18 protein-coding genes and 1 pseudogene are annotated in these 23,836 nt (G+C 69.7%); 8 read left to right on the top strand and 11 right to left on the bottom strand.

The window, feature by feature from the left end; genetic code table 11:
- Positions 1-82 precede the first annotated feature (82 nt).
- Positions 83-526, bottom strand: coding sequence for a hypothetical protein (locus AC1RQF_RS15715; RefSeq protein ID WP_273996757.1), 444 nt, complete (start codon positions 524-526; stop codon positions 83-85).
- A 351-nt stretch (positions 527-877) separates the two neighbouring features.
- Between AC1RQF_RS15715 and AC1RQF_RS15710 the strand changes: the two genes are divergently transcribed.
- The 4 genes from AC1RQF_RS15710 to AC1RQF_RS15695 all read left to right on the top strand — a co-directional run bounded on the left by AC1RQF_RS15710 (position 878) and on the right by AC1RQF_RS15695 (position 7,042).
- Positions 878-2,506: an MFS transporter gene (locus AC1RQF_RS15710; protein ID WP_492872432.1), complete on the top strand. Its 1,629-nt coding sequence runs from the start codon at positions 878-880 to the stop codon at positions 2,504-2,506.
- Between the two features lie 10 nt (positions 2,507-2,516).
- On the top strand, positions 2,517-3,575 hold the full coding sequence (locus tag AC1RQF_RS15705; RefSeq protein ID WP_492872431.1) for an HlyD family secretion protein: 1,059 nt from the start codon (positions 2,517-2,519) through the stop codon (positions 3,573-3,575).
- Positions 3,572-5,053: an efflux transporter outer membrane subunit gene (locus AC1RQF_RS15700; protein ID WP_492872430.1), complete on the top strand. Its 1,482-nt coding sequence runs from the start codon at positions 3,572-3,574 to the stop codon at positions 5,051-5,053. The genes AC1RQF_RS15705 and AC1RQF_RS15700 overlap by 4 nt, the downstream gene beginning before the upstream one ends.
- A gap of 384 nt (positions 5,054-5,437) precedes the next feature.
- Positions 5,438-7,042, top strand: coding sequence for a phospholipase D family protein (locus AC1RQF_RS15695; RefSeq protein ID WP_492872450.1), 1,605 nt, complete (start codon positions 5,438-5,440; stop codon positions 7,040-7,042).
- 15 nt (positions 7,043-7,057) lie between these two features.
- Here AC1RQF_RS15695 and AC1RQF_RS15690 read toward each other — a convergent pair whose 3' ends face one another.
- The 5 genes and pseudogenes from AC1RQF_RS15690 to andAc all read right to left on the bottom strand — a co-directional run bounded on the left by AC1RQF_RS15690 (position 7,058) and on the right by andAc (position 10,877).
- Positions 7,058-7,474: an HIT family protein gene (locus tag AC1RQF_RS15690; RefSeq protein ID WP_273996760.1), complete on the bottom strand. Its 417-nt coding sequence runs from the start codon at positions 7,472-7,474 to the stop codon at positions 7,058-7,060.
- Between the two features lie 96 nt (positions 7,475-7,570).
- Positions 7,571-8,740, bottom strand: a pseudogene (locus AC1RQF_RS15685) (NAD(P)/FAD-dependent oxidoreductase); the annotation flags it as partial.
- A gap of 17 nt (positions 8,741-8,757) precedes the next feature.
- Positions 8,758-9,084: an anthranilate 1,2-dioxygenase ferredoxin subunit AndAb gene (gene andAb, locus AC1RQF_RS15680; RefSeq protein ID WP_273996762.1), complete on the bottom strand. Its 327-nt coding sequence runs from the start codon at positions 9,082-9,084 to the stop codon at positions 8,758-8,760.
- A gap of 31 nt (positions 9,085-9,115) precedes the next feature.
- Positions 9,116-9,592: an anthranilate 1,2-dioxygenase small subunit AndAd gene (andAd, locus tag AC1RQF_RS15675; RefSeq protein WP_273996763.1), complete on the bottom strand. Its 477-nt coding sequence runs from the start codon at positions 9,590-9,592 to the stop codon at positions 9,116-9,118.
- Between the two features lie 13 nt (positions 9,593-9,605).
- On the bottom strand, positions 9,606-10,877 hold the full coding sequence (andAc, locus tag AC1RQF_RS15670; RefSeq protein ID WP_492872429.1) for an anthranilate 1,2-dioxygenase large subunit AndAc: 1,272 nt from the start codon (positions 10,875-10,877) through the stop codon (positions 9,606-9,608).
- A gap of 192 nt (positions 10,878-11,069) precedes the next feature.
- On the opposite strand from andAc, the gene andR reads away from it, so the two are divergent.
- Entirely contained in the window at positions 11,070-11,993 is a 924-nt protein-coding gene (gene andR / locus AC1RQF_RS15665; RefSeq protein WP_492872428.1) for an anthranilate 1,2-dioxygenase regulatory protein AndR, read from the top strand.
- Positions 11,994-12,079: 86 nt separating this feature from the next.
- Here the strand turns inward: andR and AC1RQF_RS15660 are convergent, their stop codons facing one another.
- Positions 12,080-12,964 carry a LysR family transcriptional regulator gene (locus AC1RQF_RS15660; protein ID WP_273996766.1) on the bottom strand — a complete coding sequence of 295 codons (885 nt, stop codon included), beginning with the start codon at positions 12,962-12,964 and terminating at the stop codon, positions 12,080-12,082.
- Between the two features lie 89 nt (positions 12,965-13,053).
- On the opposite strand from AC1RQF_RS15660, the gene AC1RQF_RS15655 reads away from it, so the two are divergent.
- Genes AC1RQF_RS15655 through catC form a run of 3 tightly spaced genes read left to right on the top strand, consistent with a single transcriptional unit; the run spans position 13,054 to position 15,447 of the window.
- Positions 13,054-14,178, top strand: coding sequence for a muconate/chloromuconate family cycloisomerase (locus AC1RQF_RS15655; RefSeq protein ID WP_273996767.1), 1,125 nt, complete (start codon positions 13,054-13,056; stop codon positions 14,176-14,178).
- Between the two features lie 42 nt (positions 14,179-14,220).
- Positions 14,221-15,129: a catechol 1,2-dioxygenase gene (catA, locus tag AC1RQF_RS15650; protein WP_273996768.1), complete on the top strand. Its 909-nt coding sequence runs from the start codon at positions 14,221-14,223 to the stop codon at positions 15,127-15,129.
- Between the two features lie 27 nt (positions 15,130-15,156).
- Complete coding sequence (gene catC / locus AC1RQF_RS15645) at positions 15,157-15,447, top strand: muconolactone Delta-isomerase (RefSeq protein WP_273996769.1); 291 nt, start codon at positions 15,157-15,159, stop codon at positions 15,445-15,447.
- A gap of 78 nt (positions 15,448-15,525) precedes the next feature.
- Here catC and AC1RQF_RS15640 read toward each other — a convergent pair whose 3' ends face one another.
- The 4 genes from AC1RQF_RS15640 to AC1RQF_RS15625 form a co-directional block, all read right to left on the bottom strand.
- Complete coding sequence (locus tag AC1RQF_RS15640) at positions 15,526-18,198, bottom strand: autotransporter family protein (protein WP_492872427.1); 2,673 nt, start codon at positions 18,196-18,198, stop codon at positions 15,526-15,528.
- Between the two features lie 413 nt (positions 18,199-18,611).
- A complete protein-coding gene (locus AC1RQF_RS15635) occupies positions 18,612-19,820 on the bottom strand; it encodes a hypothetical protein (protein WP_273996771.1) in 1,209 nt (402 codons plus the stop codon).
- 2 nt (positions 19,821-19,822) lie between these two features.
- Positions 19,823-21,508, bottom strand: coding sequence for a glycoside hydrolase 5 family protein (locus AC1RQF_RS15630; protein WP_492872426.1), 1,686 nt, complete (start codon positions 21,506-21,508; stop codon positions 19,823-19,825).
- A 3-nt stretch (positions 21,509-21,511) separates the two neighbouring features.
- Positions 21,512-23,737 (bottom strand): polysaccharide biosynthesis tyrosine autokinase, encoded by a 2,226-nt coding sequence (locus AC1RQF_RS15625; RefSeq protein ID WP_492872425.1) that lies wholly within the window; start codon positions 23,735-23,737, stop codon positions 21,512-21,514.
- Positions 23,738-23,836 lie beyond the last annotated feature (99 nt).

Genomic DNA, 23,836 nt, shown 5'->3' with positions numbered 1-23,836 from the left:
CGGGGCGTCGCACCGTCAATCCCCGCCGACGCGCGCAACACGCGCCGGCGGCCGCCCGGGATACCCCGGCGCGTATCGTCCATCAGCCGATATCCGGCCCTTTCGGGATGAATTCAAGCATGATGTCGGGAACGATCACGGGGTCGATTCTTAATTGGAACTTGTCTCTGGTAGCCGGGTCGGGAATCAACATTTTCACGCCGTCGGTAATGATAAATTGATTCAGCGCCCCCGCTATCACGATCACCGCGCCATCCGACAGGGCGGTACCGCGCGGACAACGATCGACCAGGTAATCGTTTATGCTCACCGTGGGCGACTTGAACAGGTTGTTGAAGGTCCTGAGGTTCGGAACATGACGCAGTTCCCCCTGCAGCACCAGGTAGATCTTCTGGTCGGCAGGGACGCTGTGCGTCACGAGCAAACCATCGTAGATGTGCCAGTCGACATCTTCGATCACGTCGTCGATCTTGGCCAGCACCGCTGTCGCATCGACATTCCTTTCACGTCCTGAAATCTCGCTCATTGCGGTTCCCCTTTCAATTTATTAATTACATTTCCGCTTCATTTCTCACGAAACGGCAGATACGAATATAGAAATCGTTAAACCATTTACCAAGTCGAAAAACAAAAAAAGCGCATCGCTTTCAATTGCTTCAATTCGATTAAATTTATCTGACGATCGGATTTCCCATTCCCGATCACGGGCGCATGCGGACCCGTGCATCCCGCGCATCGCAGGCATGCGCCGCGCGGCATCGCCGAACCCGCCGCGCCCGCCTAGACTGGCTCCACCCTCATTCCCCGGAGCCCGACCCATGTCCATCGCCGTCGCGGCGCATCCCGCCGCCCCACCCGTCGCCGGAGGATCCGCGCCGTGAGCGGCACGACCCTCCACCTGCCCCTCCCCGCCGCGCCCGCCACCCAGCCCCCGTCCCGCCAGGAAGCCCGCCCCGCCCCCCTGCCCCAGCCGTTCGACGCCCGCATCGCGCTCGGCCTGTGCGGCGTGCTGCTCGCGGTGATGTGCGCGCAGATCAACGACCGGGTCACCGCCGCCGCGCTGCCCGACATCCGCGGCGTCTTCCATGTCGGCCACGACGACGGCAGCTGGCTCACCGCGCTCTACGAGGCCACCCAGGTCGCCGCGATGATGTTCGCGCCGTGGTGTTCGGGCACCTTCTCGCTGCGCCGCTTCACGATCGCGATGACGGCCGCGTTCGCGCTGCTCGGCGTGTTGTTCCCGTTCGCGCCGTCCCTGCCCGCGCTGTACGTGCTGCGCGCGCTGCAAGGCTTCGCGGGCGGCTGCCTGCCGCCCATGCTGATGACGGTCGCGCTGCGCTTCCTGCCGCCCGGCATCAAGCTCTACGGCCTCGGCGCCTACGCGCTCACCGCCACCTTCGCGCCCAACCTCGGCACGCCGCTCGCGGCGTTCTGGACCGATCAGGTCGGCTGGCGCTTCGTGTTCTGGCAGATCGTCCCGCAGGCGCTGCTCGCGATCGGCCTCGTCGCCTACGGCCTGCCGCAGGATCCGCCGCGCCTCGAACGCCTGCGTCAGTTCAACTGGCGCGGCGTGCTGCTCGGCTTTCCCGCGATCACGCTGCTCGTGATCGGCCTGTCGCAGGGCACGCGGCTCGGCTGGACCGATTCGCCCGTCATCTGCCTGCTGCTCGCCGGCGGCAGCGCGGCGCTCGTGCTGTTCTTCGTCAACGAGTGGTTCCATCCGCTGCCGTTCTTCCGGCTGCAGCTGCTCGCGCGCCGCAACCTCTGCTTCTCGCTCGTCGCGCTCGCCGGCGTGCTGGTGATCCTGGTCGGCGCGCTCGGCGTGCCGTTCGGCTATCTCGCCGAGGTGCACGGCTATCGGCCCGCGCAGAGCGCGCCGCTCGCGCTCGCGGTCGCGCTGCCGCAACTGATCGCGCTGCCCCTGGTCACCGCGCTCTGCAACCTGAGGCGCGTCGACTGCCGCTGGGTGCTCGCGCTCGGCTTCGTGCTGATCGGCCTGTCGTGCTACGCCGGCACCCGCCTCACCGCCGACTGGCAGCGCGACAACTTCTACCTGCTGCAGGCGCTGCAGGTGCTGGGCCAGCCGATGACGGTCGTGCCGCTGCTGATGCTCGCGACCCACGGCATGTCGGCCGCCGAAGGCCCGTTCGCCTCGTCGTGGTTCAACACCGTGAAGGGCTTCTCGGTGGTCGTCGGCGGGGCCGTCACCGAAGGCTTCATCACGATGCGCGAACACCTGCACTCCGCGCACCTGATCGATCGGCTCGCCGCGAGCCCGCAGGCGTTCGCGCTCGCGCGGCACGATCTGTCCACGCGTCTCGGCCTCGATCACGATGCGTTCCTCGCCGTGCTCGATCGCCGCGTGCGCGAGCAGGCGCTGGTGCTCGCCTCCGCCGACATGTACTGGCTGATGATCGCGCTCGCCGCCGCGATGCTCGTGCTGATCCCGTTCGTTCCCACCCGGGTCTATCCGCCCGGCGCGGGAGCGCCTCCCGCCGCATCCTGAAGGTTTCCTCATGTCCCAACTCATTTCCCGGCGCCGCCTGATGGCCTTCGCCGCCGTCCTGGCCCTCGCCGCCGCGTGCGCCGCGCTCACCGGCATGGTCGGCAACACCACGCGCGAAGCCACCGACGACGCGTTCGTCGCCGCCGACTTCACGCTCGTCAGCCCGCGCATCGCCGGACAAATCGCGGCGCTGACGGTCGACGACAACCAGGCCGTCAAGCGCGGCCAGCTGCTCGCGCAGATCGACGATCGCGACTACGCGGCCGCGCTCGAAGCCGCACAGGCCGACGTCGCGGTCGCGCAGGCCGCGCTCGATCACGCGTCGACCCGCCTCGTCCAGCAGCGCGCCTCGATCGCGCAGGCCGATGCGGGTCTCGCCGAGAGCCGCGCGAACCACGCGTTCGCGCGCGCCGATCTCGAACGCTACGCCGATCTCGCGCGACACGGCGCGGGCAGCACCCAGAGCGCGGAGCAGGCGCGCGCCCGCGCCGACATGTCGGCGGCCGCCGTCGCGCGCGACAGCGCGGCCTCGACGGCCGCGCGGCAGCAGGTCGACGTGCTGAACGCGCAGCGCGCGCAGGCCGAGGGTGCCCTGCAACGCGCGCGCGCGGCGCTCGACACGGCGCGGCTCAGGCTCTCCTACACGCGCATCGTCGCGCCCGTCGACGGCGTGGTGGGCCAGCGCGCGGCGCGCGTCGGCGCGTACGTGACGCCCGGCAGCCCGCTGCTCGCGGTGGTGCCGCTGCGCGACGCCTATGTGATCGCCAATTTCCAGGAGAACCAGCTGACGCGCGTGCGCGCCGGACAGCGCGCGCTGGTGCGCGTCGACACCTATCCGGATCGGCTGTTCAGCGGCAGCGTCGACAGCATCGCGCCCGCCACCGGCGCGACCTTCGCCGCGATCGCGCCCGACAACGCGACCGGCAATTTCACGAAAGTGGTGCAGCGCATTCCGGTGAAGATCGTGCTCGATCCCGGGCAGGCGGCGCGCGAGCCGCTGCGCGCCGGCATGTCGGTGGTCGCGGAGATCGACACGGCCTCGACGCCCGCGGGGAGAACGTCGCGATGAAGCCGCTCATCCGCGCGCTCGCGCTCGCTTCGTGCGCGACTTCGCTCGCCGGCTGCATGATGGTCGGTCCGGATTTTCAACGCCCCGATGCCGTCGCGCCCGCGCACTGGAATCTCGCGGCACAGGCACACGATTCGCCGCGCAGCCTCGTCACGTCCGATCCGGTCGAGACGCGCTGGTGGCGTGCATTCCATGACGCGCGGCTGGTGACGCTGATCGAGCGCGCGGCCGCATCGAACCTCGACGTGCAGGCGGCCACCGAGCGCCTGGCGCAGGCGCGCGCGATCCGCGGCGTCACGGACGCCGCCGCGCTGCCGTCACTGAACGGCAGCGCGTCGTACCAGCATGCGCGTTCGAGCCGGCGCGGCCTGCTCGACGTATCCGGGTTGAACGGAGAAACCGACTACAACCTGTGGCAGCCGGGCTTCGACGCCTCCTGGGAACTCGATCTGTGGGGCCGGGTGCGCCGCCTCAAGGAGGCCGCGCGCGCGAATGCGCAGGCGAGCGAGGAGATGCGGCGCGACGTGCTGGTCTCGGTGTTCGCGGAACTCGCGCGCAACTACGTGCAATTGCGCGGCGTGCAGGCCGGTCAGGCGATCCTCCGCGACAATCTCGACATCGCCCGGCATAGCGAGGCGCTCACGCAGATCCGCTTCAAGGACGGCGTCGCGACCCGGCTCGAGGTCGCCGAGGCCACCGCGCAGGTCCGCACGATCGAGGCGCAGCTGCCGCTGTTCGAGGCGCAACGCGCGCGGCGCGTCAATGCGCTCGGCTACCTGCTCGGCGAACCGCCGGGCACGCTCGACGCGCTGCTCGCCGCGGCCGAGCCGATCCCGGTCACGCCGCCCGTGGTGCCGGCGGGGCTGCCGTCCGAACTCGCCGAGCGCCGCCCCGACATCCGCGAGGCCGAGGCGCGCCTGCACGCGGCGACGGCCGACATCGGCGTCGCCCGGGGCAGCTTCTATCCGCGCATCACGCTGTCGGCGAACGTCGCGCTGCAGGCGATGCATTCGGGCGATCTCGGCGAATGGAGCGCGCGCATGTTCGGCATCGGACCGGCGCTCAGCGTGCCGATCTTCGACGGGGGCCGCCTCGAGGGCCAGCTGGCGCTGCGCACCGCGCAGCAGCGCGAGGCGATGCTCGCGTTCCGGCGCACGGTGCTCGCCGCCTGGCACGAGATCGACGATGCGATGACGGAGTACGCGGCGCGCCAGCATCACGGCGCGCGCCTCGCCGAAGCCATCGCGCAGGATCGCGTGGCGCTCGAACAGGCGCACCGTCAGTACGTGGCCGGCGCGACCGATTTCCTCAACGTGCTCACGGTCCAGCAGGCCCTGCTCAAGGATCAGCAGGCGCGGGTCACGGCCGCGACCGACGAGGCGCTCGCGTTGATCGGCTTGTTCAAGGCGCTCGGCGGCGGTTGGGAGACCGCGTTTCCGGTCGCCGAGGCAGGCGGTGCGCGCGCGGACGCGCGCTGATGCCGGCGCGCGTGTCGTGCGGGAGCCCAGTGCGATCCTTCAGCGAGGGCGTCGACGCGAACCGCGCCGCGCCGCCCGGCACAGCGGCAGGCGGGCCGGGCGGGCGACATGCGCCTCCCGCGCCGCTCGGTCGCGCGCGGTGCGGCGCGGCCGAATCGACGCCGTGCGACGCGAACCCGCCGCATACGCGCGTCATGCACGCACGCGCGGCGGGCCGTGACGGCCCGACGGCCGCCCCGCGCCCGCTGCGCCACGCGGTTGACCCGCGTCGCATGGGCCCCCTAGAATGCCTGCAAAGCCGCCTCCCGGCGCTTGCCGCATCATCCAGGAGTCCGCAGCGTGCTGGACCATTCCGCCCGCCCCGGCGCCCGTGCGCGCCGCCCGATTCTTTCCGCGCCTGTCGTCCGCCTGTGCGCCGCGCTCGGCGCGACCCTCGCGCTGCTGGGCGGCTGCGCGACCCAGCCGCCCGCCACGTCGCTGCCCCGCAGCGTCTCCCACGCCCTGCCCGCCGACGCCGCGACGCCGCTGTCCGGCGCGCTCGCCGCGCCGATGCGCGCGCACCCGGGCGAATCGGGCTTCCGCGTGCTCGACACCGGCACCGAGGCGCTGCAGATGCGCATCGCGCTCGCGCGCGCGGCGACCCGCACGCTCGACATGCAGTACTACATCGCGGCCGAGGACACGACGGGCAAGCTGCTGCTCGGGGCCGCGCTGTATGCGGCCGACCACGGCGTGCGCGTGCGGATGCTGGTCGACGACCTGAACTTCAAGGACATCGATCAGGTGATGGCGTCGCTGAACACGCATCCGAACCTGGAGATCCGCGTGTTCAATCCGTTCGGCGCGGCGCAGCGCGGCATGTTCGCGCGCACCGCGAACCTGTTCACGAAGATCGACCGCTTCACGCGCCGCATGCACAACAAGGCGATGATCGCGGACAACCAGCTCGCGATCGTCGGCGGCCGCAATCTCGGCGACGAATATTTCAGCGCGAGCCCGACGCTGCGCTTTCGCGACCTCGACGTGCTCGCGGCCGGCCCGGTCGCGCGCGACGTATCGGCGAGCTTCGATGCCTATTGGGCGAGCAGCAGCGCGTATCCGCTGAGCGCGCTGAACCACCAGCGCTTCGACCCGCATGATCTCGACGCGACGCGCGACGCGCTGCGCGCGCATTGGCGCGCGAACGCGGCTCCCTACGACGCGAAGCCGCTGAATGCGACGCCGCTCGCCGCGCAGATCGAGCGAAACGAACTGGGGCTCGTGTGGGCGCCGGCCGAATTCAAGGTCGACTCGCCGGACAAGATCGCGCGGCCCGACGCGGCCTATCGCAGCCCGCCGATGCAGCGGCTCGTCGACCTGACCCAGGCGGCGCGCAGCGAATTCCAGGTGTTCTCGCCGTACTTCGTGCCGCACGACGCGGGCGTGGCCGCGCTCGGCGCGCTGACCGCGCGCGGCGTGCGGGTGGCGATCCTCACGAATTCGCTCGCGGCGACCGACGCCGTCGCCGTGCAGGCCGGCTATGCGCCGTATCGCGCGCCGCTGCTGCGGCGCGGCGTCGAGCTGTATGAATACAAGCCGGAGCAGGGCCCGCGTCCGCTGAACATGTTCGGCTCGCGCTCGCGCTCGCGCGCGAGCCTGCACGCCAAGGCCTATGTGATCGACCGCGAGATCCTCGTGATCGGCTCGATGAACCTCGATCCGCGCTCGGCGTACCTGAACACCGAGATGGCGCTGGTGATCCACAGCCCGGCGCTCGCGCGCCAGGTGGCGACGCTGTTCGACCAGGTCAGCGCGCCCGCGATCAGCTACCGCGTGACGCTGGCTACGCCCGAGGCGCGCGCGCAGCCGGGCGCGACCGCTTCGCCGCTGGTGTGGACCGACGTCGAGGACGGCCAGGTCCACACGTACCACGTCGATCCGCAGGCCGGCCTGTATCGCAACCTGCTGACCGGCCTCGCCGTGCTGCTGCCGATCGACGACCAGCTGTGAGCGGGCCGCGCGCGCCTACAGCGCGGCGCGGATCTTCACCGCGAGCGCTTCGAGCTGCGCCGCGTCGGCCATCTCGCGCGCATGCATGCGCAGGTCCTCGCCGCGCCAGCGCGGAATCAGGTGGAAATGCACGTGCGGCACCGTCTGGCCCGCCGCCGCGCCATTGAACTGGCCGATGAACAGGCCGTCCGGTTCGAGCGTCTTGCGCAGCGCGATCGCGAGCTGCTTCGCCATCTTCATGCAATCGGCCGCCGCGGCTTCCGACAGCTCGTAGAACGTCTCGGCCGCCTCTTTCGGCACCACCAGCGCATGGCCCTCGGACTGCGGCATGATGTCCATGAAGGCGAGCGTGGTGTCGGTCTCGCACAGCTTGATGCACGGAATCTCGCCGCGCAGGATCTTCGCGAAGATATTGGATTGGTCGTAGGCCATCTGGGTCTCCCGGTGTGAAATGCAATCGACAGCGATCAGGGATGTCGATTCTTACCGGTCGCGGCCAATCCCGCAAGCCATGCCGCGCAATCCGCGTCAGCGCGGCGCGCGCAGCGGGATCGACGGGTCCGCGAGCCGGCGCGCGTCGAGCGGCTCGCCCGCCGCGAGGAGCCGCCGGCTCGCGGCGATCTCGCGCCCCGCGTTGACCGCCGCGGCGGCCGCCGGCACGCCGTCGGGACGCAGCCCGAACACGCAGAACGGGCCTTGCCGGGGATCGCCGCGCAACACGAGCGTGTGCTCCGCCTCGAACACGCCGAGCGTCTGCAGGTTGCAGTCGTACTGATCGGACCACAGCCACGGCCACTCCGCATAGATCTCGTCGCCGCCCAGCAGGTTCGCCGCGGCCACCGCGGGCTGGTTCTCCGCGACCTGCCACGACTCCACCCGCACATGACGCCCCAGCAACGGGTTGAAATGCGACGTGACCTCGCCCGCCGCGCCGATCGCCGGATCGGCGGTGCGCCCGCCCGCGTCGACGCGGATGCCGTCGGCCGTCTCCAGCCCCGCCTCGGCCGCCAGCTCGACATTCGGCGCCACGCCGATGCCCACCACCACGACCTCCGCGTCGACCGCGCCCCGGTTCGTCTCGATGCGCGCGCCGCCATGCGGCCCGCGCGCGATCCGTGCGGGCCGCGTCGCGCATTGCAGGTCCACGCCGTGCCGCGCGTGCAGCGCGTGCACGAACGCGGCGACCGACTCCGGCACGCCCCGCCGCAGCAGGCGCTCGCCGGGCTCGATCACGGTGACCGCGCAGCCGCGCCGCGTCGCCGCCGCGGCCACTTCGAGGCCGATGAAGCCGCCGCCCAGCACCGCGACGCGCCGTCCCGGCTGCAACGCCGCGCGCAGCGCGTGCGCGTCGGCCAGCGTGCGCACGTAGTGCAGCCGCACGCCCGCCTCGACCGGCCCGTCGAAACGCCTCACCCGCGAGCCGGTCGCGAGCAGCAAACGCGCATACGGCAACGCCACGCCGTCGGCGAGCCGCACCCGCTGCGCGCCCCGGTCGAGCGCGACGGCCGGCACGCCGAGCCGCAACTCGATGCGCTGCCGCGCATACCACGCGGCGTCGCGCACGAACGCGCGCGCAGCGCCGTCCTCCGCGAGCAACGCCTCCTTCGACAGGCACGGCCGGTCATACGGCACCTCCGGCTCCGCGCCCACCATCACGATGCGCGCGGCCGCGTCGCGCGCGCGCAGCGTTTCCGCCGCCGAGGATCAGGTACGGATCAGCCGACATCGATGTCCGCCCGGCCGTCCGTGATCCGCACCGGATAGACGCGCACCGCCTCCGTCACGGGCGCGCAGCGCGGCGCGCCGCTGCGGATGTCGATCAGCCCCTGGTGCAGCGGGCACTCGACGCAATCGCCCTCGACGAAGCCGTCGGACAGGCGCGCATGCCCATGCGTGCAGAGGTCGTGCAGCGCATGCAGCGCATCGCCGAGCCGGAACACGGCGACCGGCCGGCCTTCGATCACGCGCGCGGCCGGCTCGCCCTCGGTGAATTCGTCGAGCGCGCCCAGCGGCCGCCAGGTCGCGACGGTGGCATCGTTCATCGGTTCTGTCCTCCAGTGCGTCGGGTTGGCTTCAGATCGGCGTCGCGAGCAGGGTCCGCACGCGCGAGGTGTCGTAGATCACGCGCTTCGCGCGATACCGCAGCCCTTCCGGCGTGCGCGCGACGGTGTCGCGGTAGACGCCCGCCTGATACACCTGCGATTCGCCGTCGCTGCGGGTCTGCACGACCACGTAGCTGCTCTCGGTGTCGATCTCGCCGTCGCGCGTCGCGACGATCGCGAGGCCCGACGTCATGTGCCGGTACGAATGCGCGTCGTAGATGTTCGCGTGACGCAGCGACACCACGCGATCGCGCAGCATGCGCCGGTTCGTGCAATGCATGATCCCGACCGGCAGGCCGAGATCGGCGTTTTCCTTCGGGATGATTTCGTACGTGCAGTCCTCGGTGAACAGGTCCGGCCATTGTTCGAGCCGGTCGTTGTCGAGGTGGCCGATGTAGCGCGACTGCAGCATGTGCAGTTCGAACCACGTCCGGATGTCGTCGCTCATGTCGCGCTCCCGTTCAATAGCCCATCAGTTGCTGGTAGCCGACCCAGAAGCGGCGGATCAGGCTCTCGGTGATCGTCGTGTCCTGCTGGTCGGGATTCGCGCGCGACATCTCGATCACCGAGGTCGCGTCCGGGTCGCGCAGCGTGGCGCGCTGCACCAGCTCCGTCGCCTCGGTGTCCTCCATCGAGATATAGCCGGCCGGGCCGACCAGGTTGGCCTGCTGGATGCGCAGCGCGCGCAGCTCGGGCGTATCGTCCTGGTAGCCGAAGAAGTGGAACACCAGCTCGAAATGATCGGGGCCCTTGGGCAGCAGCTGGCGCGCGACCAGCGTGTTGTGGATCTGCTGGATCACCAGCTGCGGAAAGATCGGCTGAATGTGGTTGGTGGTGTCCTCATCGTATTCGGACACGAGCGCGAGCAGCGAATCGTCCTCGAGCGCGAACCCTTCGTCATACGAACGGATATGCTGCTGACGATACGCGGCCGAGGTGTCGTCGGCGGTCTTCGTCACCGTGATCAGGCTGTGCAGGCCGTGCGTCGCATCGGGAATCGCGCGCGCGCGCATGCCGACCCGGAAGATATTGAAGGTCGTATGAAACAGATGCAGCATGCTCGCGTGATAGGGATCCTTTACGTTCTCGAAATAAAGCTTCCAGTTCGATGACGAATACTGGCGCGTGCAGCCGAGATACTCGATCGGCTTGTGGAAAATGCGATCGATCCACGGCCTCATCTGCGCGCCGAGGTAGTCGGGCAGCGCGCCGACCGTCTCGCTGAAGGTCGCGAACACCAGCCCGCGATAGCTGTCGACGCGCAGCTGGCGCAGGCCGTGCCGGCCCGGGTCGAAGTCGGGCGGCATGCCGCTCATGCCCTTCTGGCCGCGCCGGAACGGCACGCCGAGCAGGTTGCCCGCCGGATCGAAGCTCCACTGGTGATAGACGCAGGTATGCGAACTCGCGTTGCCGCGCGCCTTGCGGCAGACCTGCGCGCCGCGATGCGCGCAGCGGTTCACCCACGCGGCGAGCGCGCCGTCCTCGCAGCGGGTGACGACCACGGGCGTATCGCCGACGAAGGTGCTCTTGAAATCGCCGGGTTGGGGAATTTCCGCTTCGAGGGCGACGAAATTCCAGACCGGACCGCGAAAGATCCGCTCCTGCTCGCGCTCGTAGACCGCCTGGGAACTGAACACCTTGTACGGCACGCGCGAACCGTCGTCGTGCGGAAACCGCACCTCGGCGGCATCGTCGCGCGCCAGCCGGCGCAGGGGCTGCTCGGTCTGTTCCATCTCCTCTCTCCTGATCGTGACGGCACACCGCCGATTGGGAGCGATTGTTGAAAAGACCCGCGCCGCCGTCTATCCGGAAAGTGCGATTGCGGCGCCGCACTATCCACTTCCGGCGGCTTTCTGCGCTAGGATGCTCGGATTCCCATGCCGCCCGGCCAGTCGAACCGGCGCCACGATGCGAGGCAGACGACGATGTCCCCGACCCCATTCGAGCCGCGCGCGCTGCGTGCGCACCGGCTCTTCGAGTCCCGCGATCTCGACGAAACCCGCGAGCGGATTTCGCGCGTGATGCAGCCGCATGCGCTGATGCCGGACAGCCGCCATCCGGGCGCCGCCCATATGGATTTCGTCCGGCTTGGCGGGCTCGGCATCGGCGCGATCGCGTTCGGCGACGCGATGCGCGTGCGCGTCGAGGCGGTGGACGGCTATCACCTGCTGATGTTCTGCCTCGCGGGGCATGCGGAAGTCCGCTCGATGGGCCGCACGGTCGACGTCGACCGGCGCACCGGCGTGCTGTGCGCGCCCGGCGAATGTTTCGACGCGCGCCTGTCTGCGGACTGCGAACAGTTCGTGCTGCGCATCGATGCGGCGGCGCTCGCCGCCTCGACCGGCGAGTGCGGCCCCGCGCTCGAACCGGTGGTGGAGGTCGGCGAGGCGTCGCTGGCCGCGTGGCGACAGCAGCTGATGTGCGTCGCGGGCTCGGCGGCCCTGCTCGGCTCCGCGCAGGCCAATCCGCGCGTCGCGGCGCAGGTCGAGCGCCTGCTGCTCGACCTGCTGGTCGACGGACACGCCTCCGCGGCGGCGGCGGCGCTTCGCGCCGATCCCGCGCCGGCCTTCGTGCGGCGCGCGCAGGATTATGTCGACGCGCATTCCGCGCAACCGCTGCAACTCGCCGATGTCGCGCGCGCCGCCGGCGTGCCCGAGCGCACCCTGCGCGACGGCTTCCTGCGGTTCCGCGGCGTGAGCCCGATGCAGTACCTGCGACAGATCCGGCTCGACAAGGCGCGCGAGCGGCTGCGTGGTGCGCCGCCCGGCTTGCGGATCGCCGATATCGCGCTCGCGTACCGGGAACGATTCGGGGAATTGCCGTCGGGAACGGTCGACGGGCGGCTCTAGCGGAACGGGTCCATGCGCGCGGGGCATCCCGGCGCGGGGCCTTCCGGCGCGGGGCAAGCAGGCCGACGCGCGCCGTCACGCCCGAGTTAACGCGCGCACCACGCGCGCGCGACCTCGCAGAACAGCGCCGTCGTCGCGCTCGCATCGTGCAGCCGGCGGCTCATGATGATCGGCGAGGTCGCGACCGGCTCGGCCAGCCGCCGATACACGACGCCGCGCACCCGCAGGCCCTCGATGCTCTCCGGCACCAGCGTCACGCCCACCTGCGCGGCCACCAGCCCGAGCGCCGTCTGCAATTCGCGCACCTCGTGCACCGCGGCGGGCGCGAGCGCGCCGTCGCGCAGCGCGGACAGCTGCTGGTCGGCGAAGCTCGGGCGCGGCGTGCTCGGATAGACGATCAGCGTCTCGCGCGCCAGATCGCGCAGCATCAGCGGGCGCGCGGGATCGGCGAGCGGATGGCCGTCCGGCAGCACCGCGATCAGCCGCTCCTCGACCAGCACTTCGCGCACCAGCTGCTCGTCGTCGAAGCGCACGCGGCCGAAGCCGACGTCGATGCGCCCGCCTTTCAGCGCGCCCAGCTGCTCGATCGTGAACATTTCGATCAGCGCGACCTCGATCGACGGGGCGCGCTCGCGGAACGCGCGGATCACCTCGGGCAGCGCGCCGTACAGCGTGGACGGCACGAAGCCGATCACGATCCGCGCCGACAACTGCGCGAGCCGGCGCGTCAGCGGCGCCAGCTCGTCGGCCTGGTCGACGAGGCGCTTGGCCTGCGCATAGAACACCCGCCCCGCCTCGGTCAGCTTCAGCGGCCGCGCGGCCCGCTCGAACAGCGGCAGGCCGAGCGTCTCCTCGATCATCTGCAATTGTCTGCTCAGCGGCGGCTGCGTCATGTGCAGCCGCTCCGCCGCCCGGGTGATGTTCATCTCCTCGGCCACCGCGATGAAATACCGAAGCTGGCGCAATTCCATGCATACCTCGAAAGTATGGAAGTAGTCGGAAACGGTGTTGGACGCCCCCGCCCGTCCGTCCCTACCCTGTGCGACACAGGAGGAATCGCATGATAGCAACCGCCACCATCGACCGCGTCGAGACGCTGCTCGTCGACGTGCCGACCATCCGCGCACACAAGCTGTCGGTCGCGACGATGCACCGGCAAACCCTGGTGCTGGTGCGCCTGCGCTGCAGCGACGGCGTCGAGGGCGTCGGCGAAGGCACGACCATCGGCGGCCTCGCCTACGGCGAGGAGAGCCCGGAGAGCATCCGGGTCAACCTCGACACGTATTTCGCGCCGCTGCTGCTGGGCCAGGACGCGACCCGCCCGGGCGCGCTGCTCGCGCGGCTGCGGCGCGCGATCCAGGGCAACCGCTTCGCCCGGTGCGCGGTCGAGACCGCCCTGTTCGACGCGCAGGCGCGCCGGCTCGGCGTGCCGCTGTCCGAGTTGTTCGGCGGCCGCGCGACCGAGACGCTCGAGGTCGCGTGGACGCTCGCGAGCGGCGACACGCAGCGCGACATCGCGGAGGCGGAAGCGATGCTCGACGCGCGCCGCCATCGCGCCTTCAAGCTCAAGATCGGCGCGCGCGCCGTGGCCGACGACGTCGCGCACGTGGTCGCGATCAAGCGCGCGCTCGGCGCGCGCGGCGACGTGCGCATCGACGTGAACCAGGCCTGGCGCGAATCCGACGCGCTCTGGGCCGCGCCGCGCCTCGCGGAGGCAGGCGTGAGCCTGATCGAGCAGCCGGTCGCCGCCGCCAACCACGCGGGCCTCGCGCGCCTGACCGCGCAGGCGGCCGTGCCGGTGATGGCCGACGAAGCGCTGCACGGCCCCCACGACGCCTTCCGGCTCGCGCAGGCGCGCGCGGCCGACGTGTTCGCGGTCAAGATCGCGCAATCGGGCGGCCTGCTCGGCGCGGCGCGCGTCGCCGCGATCGCGTCGGCCGCGCATATCGACCTGTATGGCGGCACGATGCTCGAAGGGCCGATCGGCACGATCGCCTCCGCGCAGGTGTTCAGCACCTTCGATTCGCTCGGCTGGGGCACCGAGTTGTTCGGCCCGCTGCTGCTGACCGAGGAGATCCTGGTCGAGCCGCTGCGCTATCACGATTTCGCGCTGCACCTGCCGACCGGGCCCGGGCTCGGCATCGCGCCGGACTGGGCGCGCATCGAACGCCTGCGGCGCCGCTGAGCCCGCCCCCGACACCCCACACGACACCACAGGAGACGCATGATGAACAGGGAAGCCATCGACACGCTGCTGAAGTCGATCGACGACAGCGCCACCCGGCCCGGCAACGCCCGCACCCGGGCGCTCGTCAACCGCATCGTCCGCGATCTGTTCCAGACGATCGAGGACCTCGACGTGCAGCCCGACGAATTCTGGACCGCGCTCAACTATCTCGGCGAAGCGGGCAGGAGCGGCGAGCTGGGGCTGCTCGCCGCCGGGCTCGGCTTCGAGCACTTCCTCGACCTGCGCCTCGACGAAGCCGAACAGCGCGCGGGCGTCGCGGGCGGCACGCCGCGCACGATCGAAGGGCCGCTGTACGTCGCGGGCGCGCCCGCGTCGGACGGTCACGCGCGGCTCGACAGCGGCGACGAGCCCGGCGAGACGCTCGTGATGCGCGGCCGCGTGCTCGACGAAACCGGCGCGCCGCTCGCGCATGCGCTGGTGGAGGTCTGGCATGCGAACCACCTCGGCAACTACTCGCACTTCGATCCCGCCCAGCCGCCGTTCAACCTGCGCCGCTCGATCCGCGCCGACGCCGAGGGGCGCTACAGCTTCCGCAGCGTGGTCCCGGTCGGCTACAGCGTGCCGCCCGGCGGCCAGACCGAGCGCCTGCTCGACCAGCTCGGCCGCCACGGCCACCGGCCCGCGCATATTCATTTCTTCGTCTCCGCGCCGGATCACCGCAAGCTGACGACCCAGATCAACATCGACGGCGACCCGTACCTGTGGGACGATTTCGCATTCGCGACCCGCGACGGCCTCGTGCCCGCGCTGCAACGCGCCGAGGGCGCGGCCGGCCGGCCCTATGGCGTCGACGGGCCGTTCGTGCTGATCGATTTCGATTTCACGCTGCTGCGGCAGCGCGCGAGCCTGCCGAGCGCCGAGGTCGAGCGCGCGCGGGCCAGCGCCTGACGCGCCATTCACCGGGAGCCATCGACCATGCTGTTTCATGTGGAAATGACCGTCAACCTGCCCGCCGACCTCGACGGCGTGAAAGCCGCGAGCCTGAAGGCCGAGGAGAAGGCCGTCTCGCAGCGCCTCCAGCAGGAGGGCATCTGGCGGCACCTGTGGCGCATCGCCGGACGCTACGCGAACATCAGCGTCTTCGACGTCGAAAGCCCGCAGCACCTGCACGACGTGCTGAGCCAGCTGCCGCTGTTCCCGTACATGGAGATCGAGGTGCGCGCGCTGTGCCGCCACCCGTCGTCGATCCACGACGACGATCGCTGAGCGCCCCCGCGCGCGGCGCGCCGTAAACGCACGACGCCGCTCCGAGGAGCGGCGTCGATTCCGGCCGTCCTGCCCGGATCAGAAGCTCACGCGCACGCCGGCGTTGCCGCCCACCATCCGCTGGTGCGCGCCGCTCAGGTTGAACCAGTAGCCGGCCGACGCATACACGCTGACCCGCTGGTTCAAGCGCGTCGACACCCCGACGCCGACATGACCGAGCGTCGCGTTCTGCTCGGTCGACACCGTCGCGCTGTTCCCGAACGACACCGTGTCGGAGCCGCCGAAGTAGTGCAGCACGTTCAGGCGCGCATACGGTTCCCAGACGACGCCGGCCGCCGTGAAGGTGCCGAACAGCCGCGCGCCGATCCGGCCGATCACCGAGTTCGCGTTGCCGAACGAGACGCTCGACGTACCGTCGTTCAGGTCGTTGATGTTCGTGTGCTGGAAGATCAGCTGCAGCTGCGGCTCGAACATCAGGCTCTGGGAGAACGGCACGGGCGCGCCGGCCTCGACCGACGCCGTCATCGAGGTGCCGTGCGTCGTCGCGCCGATGTTGTTGTTCGACTTCGGATCGATCGTCATGGTGCTGCCCATCAGCACCGTGTCCGTGTACCAGCCGCTCGGCCCGATGTGGGTCCAGTAGCCGCCCGCGCTGTACGAGTTGATCGACAGGTTGCCGACCGGCAGGCCCTGCTGGCCGAGCGCGAAACCGCTGACGTCGCCGGATGCGCGCGTGAAGCCGAGGAAGAAGCCGTAATGATTGCGATGGCCGCTCGCGGTGCGGTCCGCATACAGATCCTGGCCGACCTGGCCGCCGATGATCGATCCGTCGAAACCCTGGTTCACCGTGCCCTCGTTGGCGAGATTCACGTGATTGCCCCACACGCGCCCCCATGCCGCCGGCACCGGGCCCGTCTCGGACGGCAGCGTCTGCGAGCCGAGGCGGTCGTGGAAGGTGCCGAGCTGCTGCACGCCCATCTCGCGCGCGAGCGACGCGACCTCCGCGTAGATCGGCACTTCGATCCGGTAGGTCGGCACGGGCGTCGGCGGCAAGACGTCCGGCTTGACCGGGCCGACCAGTTGCGAGCGCAGATACCAGCTGTTCGGATCGCTGCCGTTCAGGCCGCCGCGATACAGCGAGTAGGTATAGGCGCCGGCGTCGACCGACGTGCCCTGCGTGAAGGTGCCCGCCGCGGTCGTCGCGCCGTTGAGCGCCTGCACGACCTGGATCCCGTTGCCGCTCGTCAGCGCGCCGCCGCCGCCGACGTTGGTCACCTTGAGCGCGGTGGTGCCGCTCGCCGTGCCGCCGTTCAGCACCAGCTTGTCGGTCGGCGAATTGTCGCCGCCCAGCTTGGCGTTGATCGCGATCGTGCCGTTGCTGCCGAGGTAGTTGCCCGTCACCGTCAGCGTGTTGCCGATCTGCGCGCCGCCGAGGCGGATCACGCCCGCGTTCGTCAGGTTGCCGTTGACCGCGAAATTGCCGGCCGGCCCGCTCGCGAGCTGGGCGAGCGCGTTCGCGACCGCGAGCGTGCCGTTGTTGGTCACGTTGCCGGTCACCGCGCCGTAGCCGCCGAGCGTCGCGCCCGCGTTGACCTGCACCGGGCCGCCGCCCGACAGCGCCGCGTTCGCGTGCGCGGCGTCGCCGACGATCAGCGTGCCCGCGCCAACCGTCGTGCCGCCGCTGTACGACTGCACGCCGTTGAAGGTCAGCGCGCCCGCGCCGTCCTTGAGCAGCGCGCCCGTGCCGGTGATGCTGCCCGCATACGCGGCGTCGGCCGGCTGCGCGACGTGCACGAGCCCGTTGTCGGTGATCGCGTTCGGCAGGCTCGCCGCGTCGGCCTGCAAGGTGCCGGCCGCGTCGACCACCATCTTGCCGGTATAGCCCGAGTTGTCGCCGTTGAGCACGAGCACGCCCTGCTGCACCTCGGCGAGCGTCATGCCGGACAGCGGCCCCGTCAGGGTCCAGGTGCCGCTGTCCTGCTTGTACAGCGTCTGGAAGTTCGTGAAGGTGCCGGACATCGTGCCGGCCCCCGTGCCGTTCAGCGTGACGAGGTTGTTGCCGCCGCCGCCGTCGAGCGTGCCCGAGATGCTCGATCCGGTGTACAGGTGCAGCGCGTCGTCGCCGCCCATGAAGGTCAGGTCGCCGACGATCTTGCCGCGATTCGTGAAATCGATCGGATCGTCGCCGCCGCCGATCACGCTGCCCGGCGCGATCATCACGCCCGTCGCGTTGTTGACGACGGTGTTCGGGCCGGTCTCGATGAGGTTGTCGAACCAGATCGCCGCGGAATTCGTCGCGCGGATCGTGCCGTTGTTGATGATCGTGTTGTTCGAGCCTTCGGTATTGATCGGCTCGGCCCGCCACAGCTGGCCGTCCGTGCCCGAGCCGGACGAGATCACCTGCGCGCCCTGCTCGATCACGAGTGTATTGCCGTGATACATGTCGATGGTGTTCGAACCGGTGCCGTAGAAGCCCGGATTCGACACGGGCGTGTTCTGCACCAGCGAACCCGAGCCGACCGTGATCGTCGTGTTCTGGCCGACCGAGATCGCCGAAGCGTCGCCCACCACCAGCTGGCTGCCGGGATTGAGCGTGATGGTCGAGCCGGTCGGCGTCGACGAACCCGTGCCGATCGTCGACGTCCACGGCGACGGCGCGGCGGTGTCGCAGACCGTGTTGAGGCCCGTCGTCGTGCAGTTCGCATAGACCGATGCGGGCAGGAACGCCAGCACGGCCGACGCGGCAGTCACCGCGCGCGTCATCGCGAAACCGCTGTCATCTGTCCGTTTACCCGAAACGGACGCGATCGAACGCGGTGTGAGGTTGAACCATGAAGGCATCGGGGCGACGCGCGCCGCAGCTGTCTTCGTGTGCCGTTTCAAACGGCCTCCGATAGATCGCAGCATTTTCTTGTCTAAAGTCAGAAGTTGGAAATTAGTGATCAGAGCGCGGCGAGCTTGTGGCCCGAGTGTCAAATACTTAGGTGTTCTGATTTACGTGCGTTCTGATGCTGGTGCCAAACTACTGACCCGATCCGCATGGGTCAAGAAGAGGGTGCGATGCTGATTGGATTATGTAGGCTGGCTCACATTCGTCGGTGGATAAAATGCAATCGCCGCATTGCACCAATGCAGAAGTGACAATTAAAGCGCAAAAACGATTGTCAAATGAAACGTCCATCCGGTGCGCGCGGATTCGAGCGAACCGGTTTCACTCGCCATGGATCGGCGGCGATGGCCTCGCGCTCCACGTTCGCGCGCGCGACGCGCGCCCTGCTGTATGCGGAAAAACGCGGCCAATAGGCGATCAGATACGCGATCGGAATGATCGAGGTGACCGACGACAGCGCGAGTGTCGATGTCAGCAGCAACAGGATCATCATGCTGAAGCCGTCGCTGACCGTGAACGCGAGCACGGCGAGCGCCACGAGCGCGGGGAACAGGCCCATCTCGGTCACGTTGTCCGCGAGGCCGGCGAAGCCCGCGACATTGATGTCTTTGCGCACGAGCCGGATGTACGAGAGGTCGCCGTAGCGCCGCACGATCTCATGCTGATCGATGCCCTTGATCAGATCATCGATGCGCGCATCGAACAGAAATGCATAGCCGCTGAAACGATGGCCGAACGTATCCGACTCGAAGAAATTATGCGCGGCGAGATACAGCGAGAACCCGCACATCGCGGCGCTGAACAGCACCAGCACGATGAGCGGATGCACGCGCCGCACATTGTGCCGGTACGGATACAGCAGCGCGACGATGCCGATCGCCGCCGTCGACTTCGAGAAGCTGATGAAGAAGCCGATCGCATAGATCGCAATCATCTTCCAGGTCGGCTTCTCCGTGTACAGGTAGACGATGAACGACCCGACCAGCAGCGACGAGAAGAAGCCCGCCTCGCGCGACAGGCCCGACACGCGCGAGAAGTAGAACACCTCGAAGAAGTTCGTGTAGGTGAGCGTCGCGTACGGCCCCCACACCATCTCCGAGATCGCCGTCGGCCCGAGCTGGTAGGACAGCGGGCGGTCGACGTAGTAGGTGGTGAACTGCAGGGTCGCGAACGCGACATTGAATACGATCCACGGTTGCAGATACGCGATGCGGCGCTCGTGGGTGTACATCAGGTAGGCGATGCAGATCGCGATCGACGCGATCCGCATCGCCATCGACGGCGAGCCGATCGCGCCCGCCGCCACCGCCAACAGCAACGGGCCGCTCCACTTGCGCGCGGTATCCATCACGAAGCGCGAGAAATCCGGATCGAGGAACGGCACGAAGATGTACAGGTAGATCGTGAAGCCGCCCACCTGCGGGTTCAGCACCACGCACGTGAACAGCATGTAGAACAGCATCGAGACGAATCGGGCGTACATGGCTACCCCTTGCCCTGGACGGCGGCGGGAATCAGGTATTGCGGCATCGGCCCGAGCGTCCACGTGTAGCCCTCGGCCGGCACGACGACGTCGCGCATCGCGCCCTGCCAGTCACTGAGGCGATAGCGGCCCGCCGGCACCGCGACGCGGACCGGGCCGGCCGCCGCCGTGGCGCGCCAGCCGATGAACACGGGCGCGGCGTCGCCGAATTGATAGACGCGCGCCCCGCCCGCTTCGTACAGGGTCCGCCGCCAGGCGCGCGCGCCCAGCGCGTTCGCGAGCACCGTGGCGGCGACATAGGCCGGCTTCGGCGCGAGGTCCGCGCTCAACAGCCCGAAGTTCTTCTCCGAATCGGCCGGATCGACGCCGTCGTCGACGAAGTCATACCAGAACATCGCGACCACCGATGCATAGCGGCGCGACAGCAGGAAGCTGCGCAGCAGGAAGGCAGCCTGCGTCGCATCGGTGAGCGGCGAGTTCGCCGCGCGCGAGGGCCAGCCGAGTTCCGTCACCCACAGGCCCGGCGGCCGCTCGGGCGACGCCGATGCGTGCACCACCCGATCGCGCAGGATGGGCCACACAGTCGGGATGCTGACGGCGGAAAGCGACGTGCCGGGCGTGGGATAGCCGGCGTCCGGATCGAACGGCGTCATGTACGGATGAATGCTGACGCCGTCGAACACGGCGCGCGGCAGCTGCTTCAGCATCGGTTCGGCGCAGTCGCCGCCCGGGCCGCCGCCCGCGCCGCCGCCGCCGCACGCGATCACCTGCGCGCCGGGGTCCTGCTGCTTGATCGCTGCCGACGTGCTCGTCAGAAGCGCCGCGTAATCCTCGAGGCGGATCGGGCCGAACGACGGCTCGTTCCATACCTCCCAGTGCCTGATGCGGCCCGCGTAGCGCGCCGTCACGCGCGCCGCATAGCGCGCGAACAGCGCGCGCTCCTTCACCGTGCGCGGAAAGCCCTGCGGCCCCGTGAACAGCCCCGGATACGCCGCCGCATTGCCGTAGTCGAGCGCGACGAGCGGCTTCAGGCCCTCCCGCGCCGCGACGGCGAGGTAATGATCGTAGTCGGGCGGAAACGCGAAGACGCCCGGCGTCCGTTCGATCTGATCCCAGTAGAGTTCATCGCGGAACCAGCTGAAGCCGGCGCGGCGGATCAGCGGCATGACCTGTTCGGGATCGCCGCGATGCTGGCCGAAGTGCGTCGCGACGCCGGCGTCCGGCAAGCCCTCGGCAGCCGCCGGCACCGCGGCCGCGCCGAAACGGCGCTCGGCCAGCACCGCGCCCGCGCGGCTCATGCGCACATCCACCGCGAACCAGCCCGGACGCGGCAAGGCCACGTCGATGCGCAGGTCCGGCTGCGCTGCCGCGCGATAGACGGCGATGGGCGCGTCGAGCGGCGCGCCGTCGCGATCGCGGCCAAGCAATTCGACCGTCACGGTCGCCTCGCCCGCGCCCGGCGGCACCTGGGTCGAGAAGCGCAGCGGCAACGGCCCCGGCTGCGCGAGGATCAGCGAGCCGGGCGCATTGGCGAGCGTCAGCGCGGCGTCCGCCGAGGCGGCCCGCGCCGCCGGCGCGCTCGCCGCGACCAGGACCGCCGCGCCGAACGCGGCCGCGCGGACGGCCCACGACGCGCCGGGCAGCCCGCGCGCGCAGACGCGCAGACGACGATGCGGGAAGACCTTCACGGCTCAGGCGTAGCGCTCGCTGCGCCGGCGCGGAATCGCGTTCAGCACCACGCCGACGACGCACGAGCCGGTGCGGTCGAGCTGCTGCGACGCTTCCGAGATCTCGTTCGCGCTCTGCGCGTTCGGCCGCACCACGAGCACCGAGGAGCCGGCGATCGCGCCGATCAGGTGCGCATCGCTCGCGGCAAGCACGGGCGGCGTATCGACGATGATGATGTCGTAGCGCTTCGCCAGATCGGCGAGCCGTTCGCGCAGGACCGGGGTCGACAGCAACGCCGACGGGTTCGCCGGATAGCGGCCGGCCGCCATCACCGACAGCCCGTCGATGCCGACGCTGCGAATCGCCTCGCGCACGTCGAGGTCGTCGGCCAGCACCTCCGCGAGCCCGGGCCGCAGAGGCTGCCCGAACAAGGCCGCGAGCCGGCCGCGCCGCAGGTCGCCGTCGATCAGCAGGACCCGCTGGCCCGCCTGCGCGCTGAGGGCAGCGAGATTCGCCGCGATGAAGGTTTTGCCGGTTTCCGCCGTCGCGCCCGTCACCGCGAGGATGTTGTTGCTGGTCTGCGCCATGCGGAACTGCAGCGACGCGCGCACGCGGTGCAGTTCCTCGATCGACAGATCGCCGGTACGGTCGGCCGCCAGCAGGAAATGCTGACCCGCCTGACGCGGCCCGATCACTTCCCAATCGTTCGGCCGCTCCGGCTCGATGAGCCGCACGAACTGCAGCCGGTCGAGCTGCGCCTGCCGTTCGCTGTACAGCACGTTGCCGAGCACGGGCGCATTGAGCTGACGTTCGACGACGCGCGGGTTGTCGAACGCGGGCTGCAACTGCGCGCGGAAGAACAGGAACAGCACCGCCACGATGAAGCCGCCCGCCGCGCCGGCCACCACGATCAACAGCCGGTTCGGCTTGAACGGTTCGGCCGGCAGCACGGCCGTGTCGATCAGGTGCACGTTGCCGAGCGTGCCCGACTGCGTGACCATCAGTTCATTCGCCTTGTTGACCATCGCGACGTAGATGTCTTCCGCGACCTTCACGCTGCGGGTCAGATCCGACGTACGGCGCGCCGCATTTGGCAGCGCCTTGAAATGCGAATCGAAATCGGCCTTCTGCTTCTGCAACAGGCCCAGCTGCCGATCGATCACCTGCATCTCCGGCGCCTGATTCGTGAAGCGCGCGGCCAGCGCCGCGCGCTGCACCTGCAGCACGGTGATCTGGCGATCGAGATCGAGGCTCGCCTGGAGGTACGACGACGCCTCGCTCGTCGCCGTCATCGAGTTCGACGACGCGCGGTACTGGCTCAGGCCCGCCTCGGCCTTCGCGAGGTTGTCGCGCAGCGTCGGCAGCTCGCCTTCGATGAACGCGCGGGTCTTGCTCGCCTCTTCCTGCCGCTGCGCGACGTGCGCCGCGAGATACGAATGCACGACGCTGTTCGCGAGCGCCTGCGCGAGCGCCGGTTCCTCGCTCTCGTAGCGGATGTTGACCACGCCGGTATCCTTGCCCGACTCGCTGATCTTGAGACCGCGCAGGAAATACTTCATCGCGCGCTCGTCGCTGTAGCGCGTGACCGAGAAGCGGTTGCCGGGCCGCGCGACCAGACGGTCGACGGTCAACGACACGCCGCCGCCGCTTGCCATGTGCCCGACCTCGCCGTCGAGCAGCGGCCGGCCATGATCGTCCTCGAGGCGATAGCGGCCGTCGTCGAGCACCTTCAGCGCGAGCGGCTTGTCGGCGAGCGCGGGCGGCACGCGCAGCCCGCTCACGCCGACCTCCTCGCCGCCCCATGCGAACGACGACAATCCCGGCACCCACAGCGGCTCGCCGCGCGTCGCGAGCTTCGCCGTCAACGCGCCCAGCAGCGGAAAGCGGCGCGGCTCGACCCGCTGATCGAGACCGAACTCGGCCAGCACGGGCATGAGCACGCGCCGGCTCTGCATGATCTGCATCTCGGCGTCGGTCGGCAAAGTCGCCGGCATCGGCTCCGGCGCGCCGGCCGGCGTGGTGGCGACGAGCGGGTTCGGATTCGGAAAATCGACCTTCACGGTCGCATCCGACGAATACATCGGCGTGGCCAGCAGCGCGTAGACCGTGCACAGCACGGTCGCCGCCGCGACGCAGGCGCCGACGAAACCCATGTGGTCGATCACGAGCCGGACCAGGTCCGACACGGAGAACGCATCCGGGTTGTCGCGCAGACGGATCGGACGCTGGTCGTAAACTTCGGTATTCATCTGCTGCGTGTCCTTGCTCGAATGCACCGTAGCCTGGGTTTATCGGTAAGCGCGGGGCGCGGGGCCCATATCGGAGGCGGCCCGCGCACGGACCGCGGC

The sequence above is a fragment of the Burkholderia sp. GW821-FHT14F03 genome, assembly GCF_058803765.1.
The sequence above is the reverse complement of the archived record's forward strand: the minus strand, read 5'-3'. Positions and strand labels throughout refer to the sequence as shown.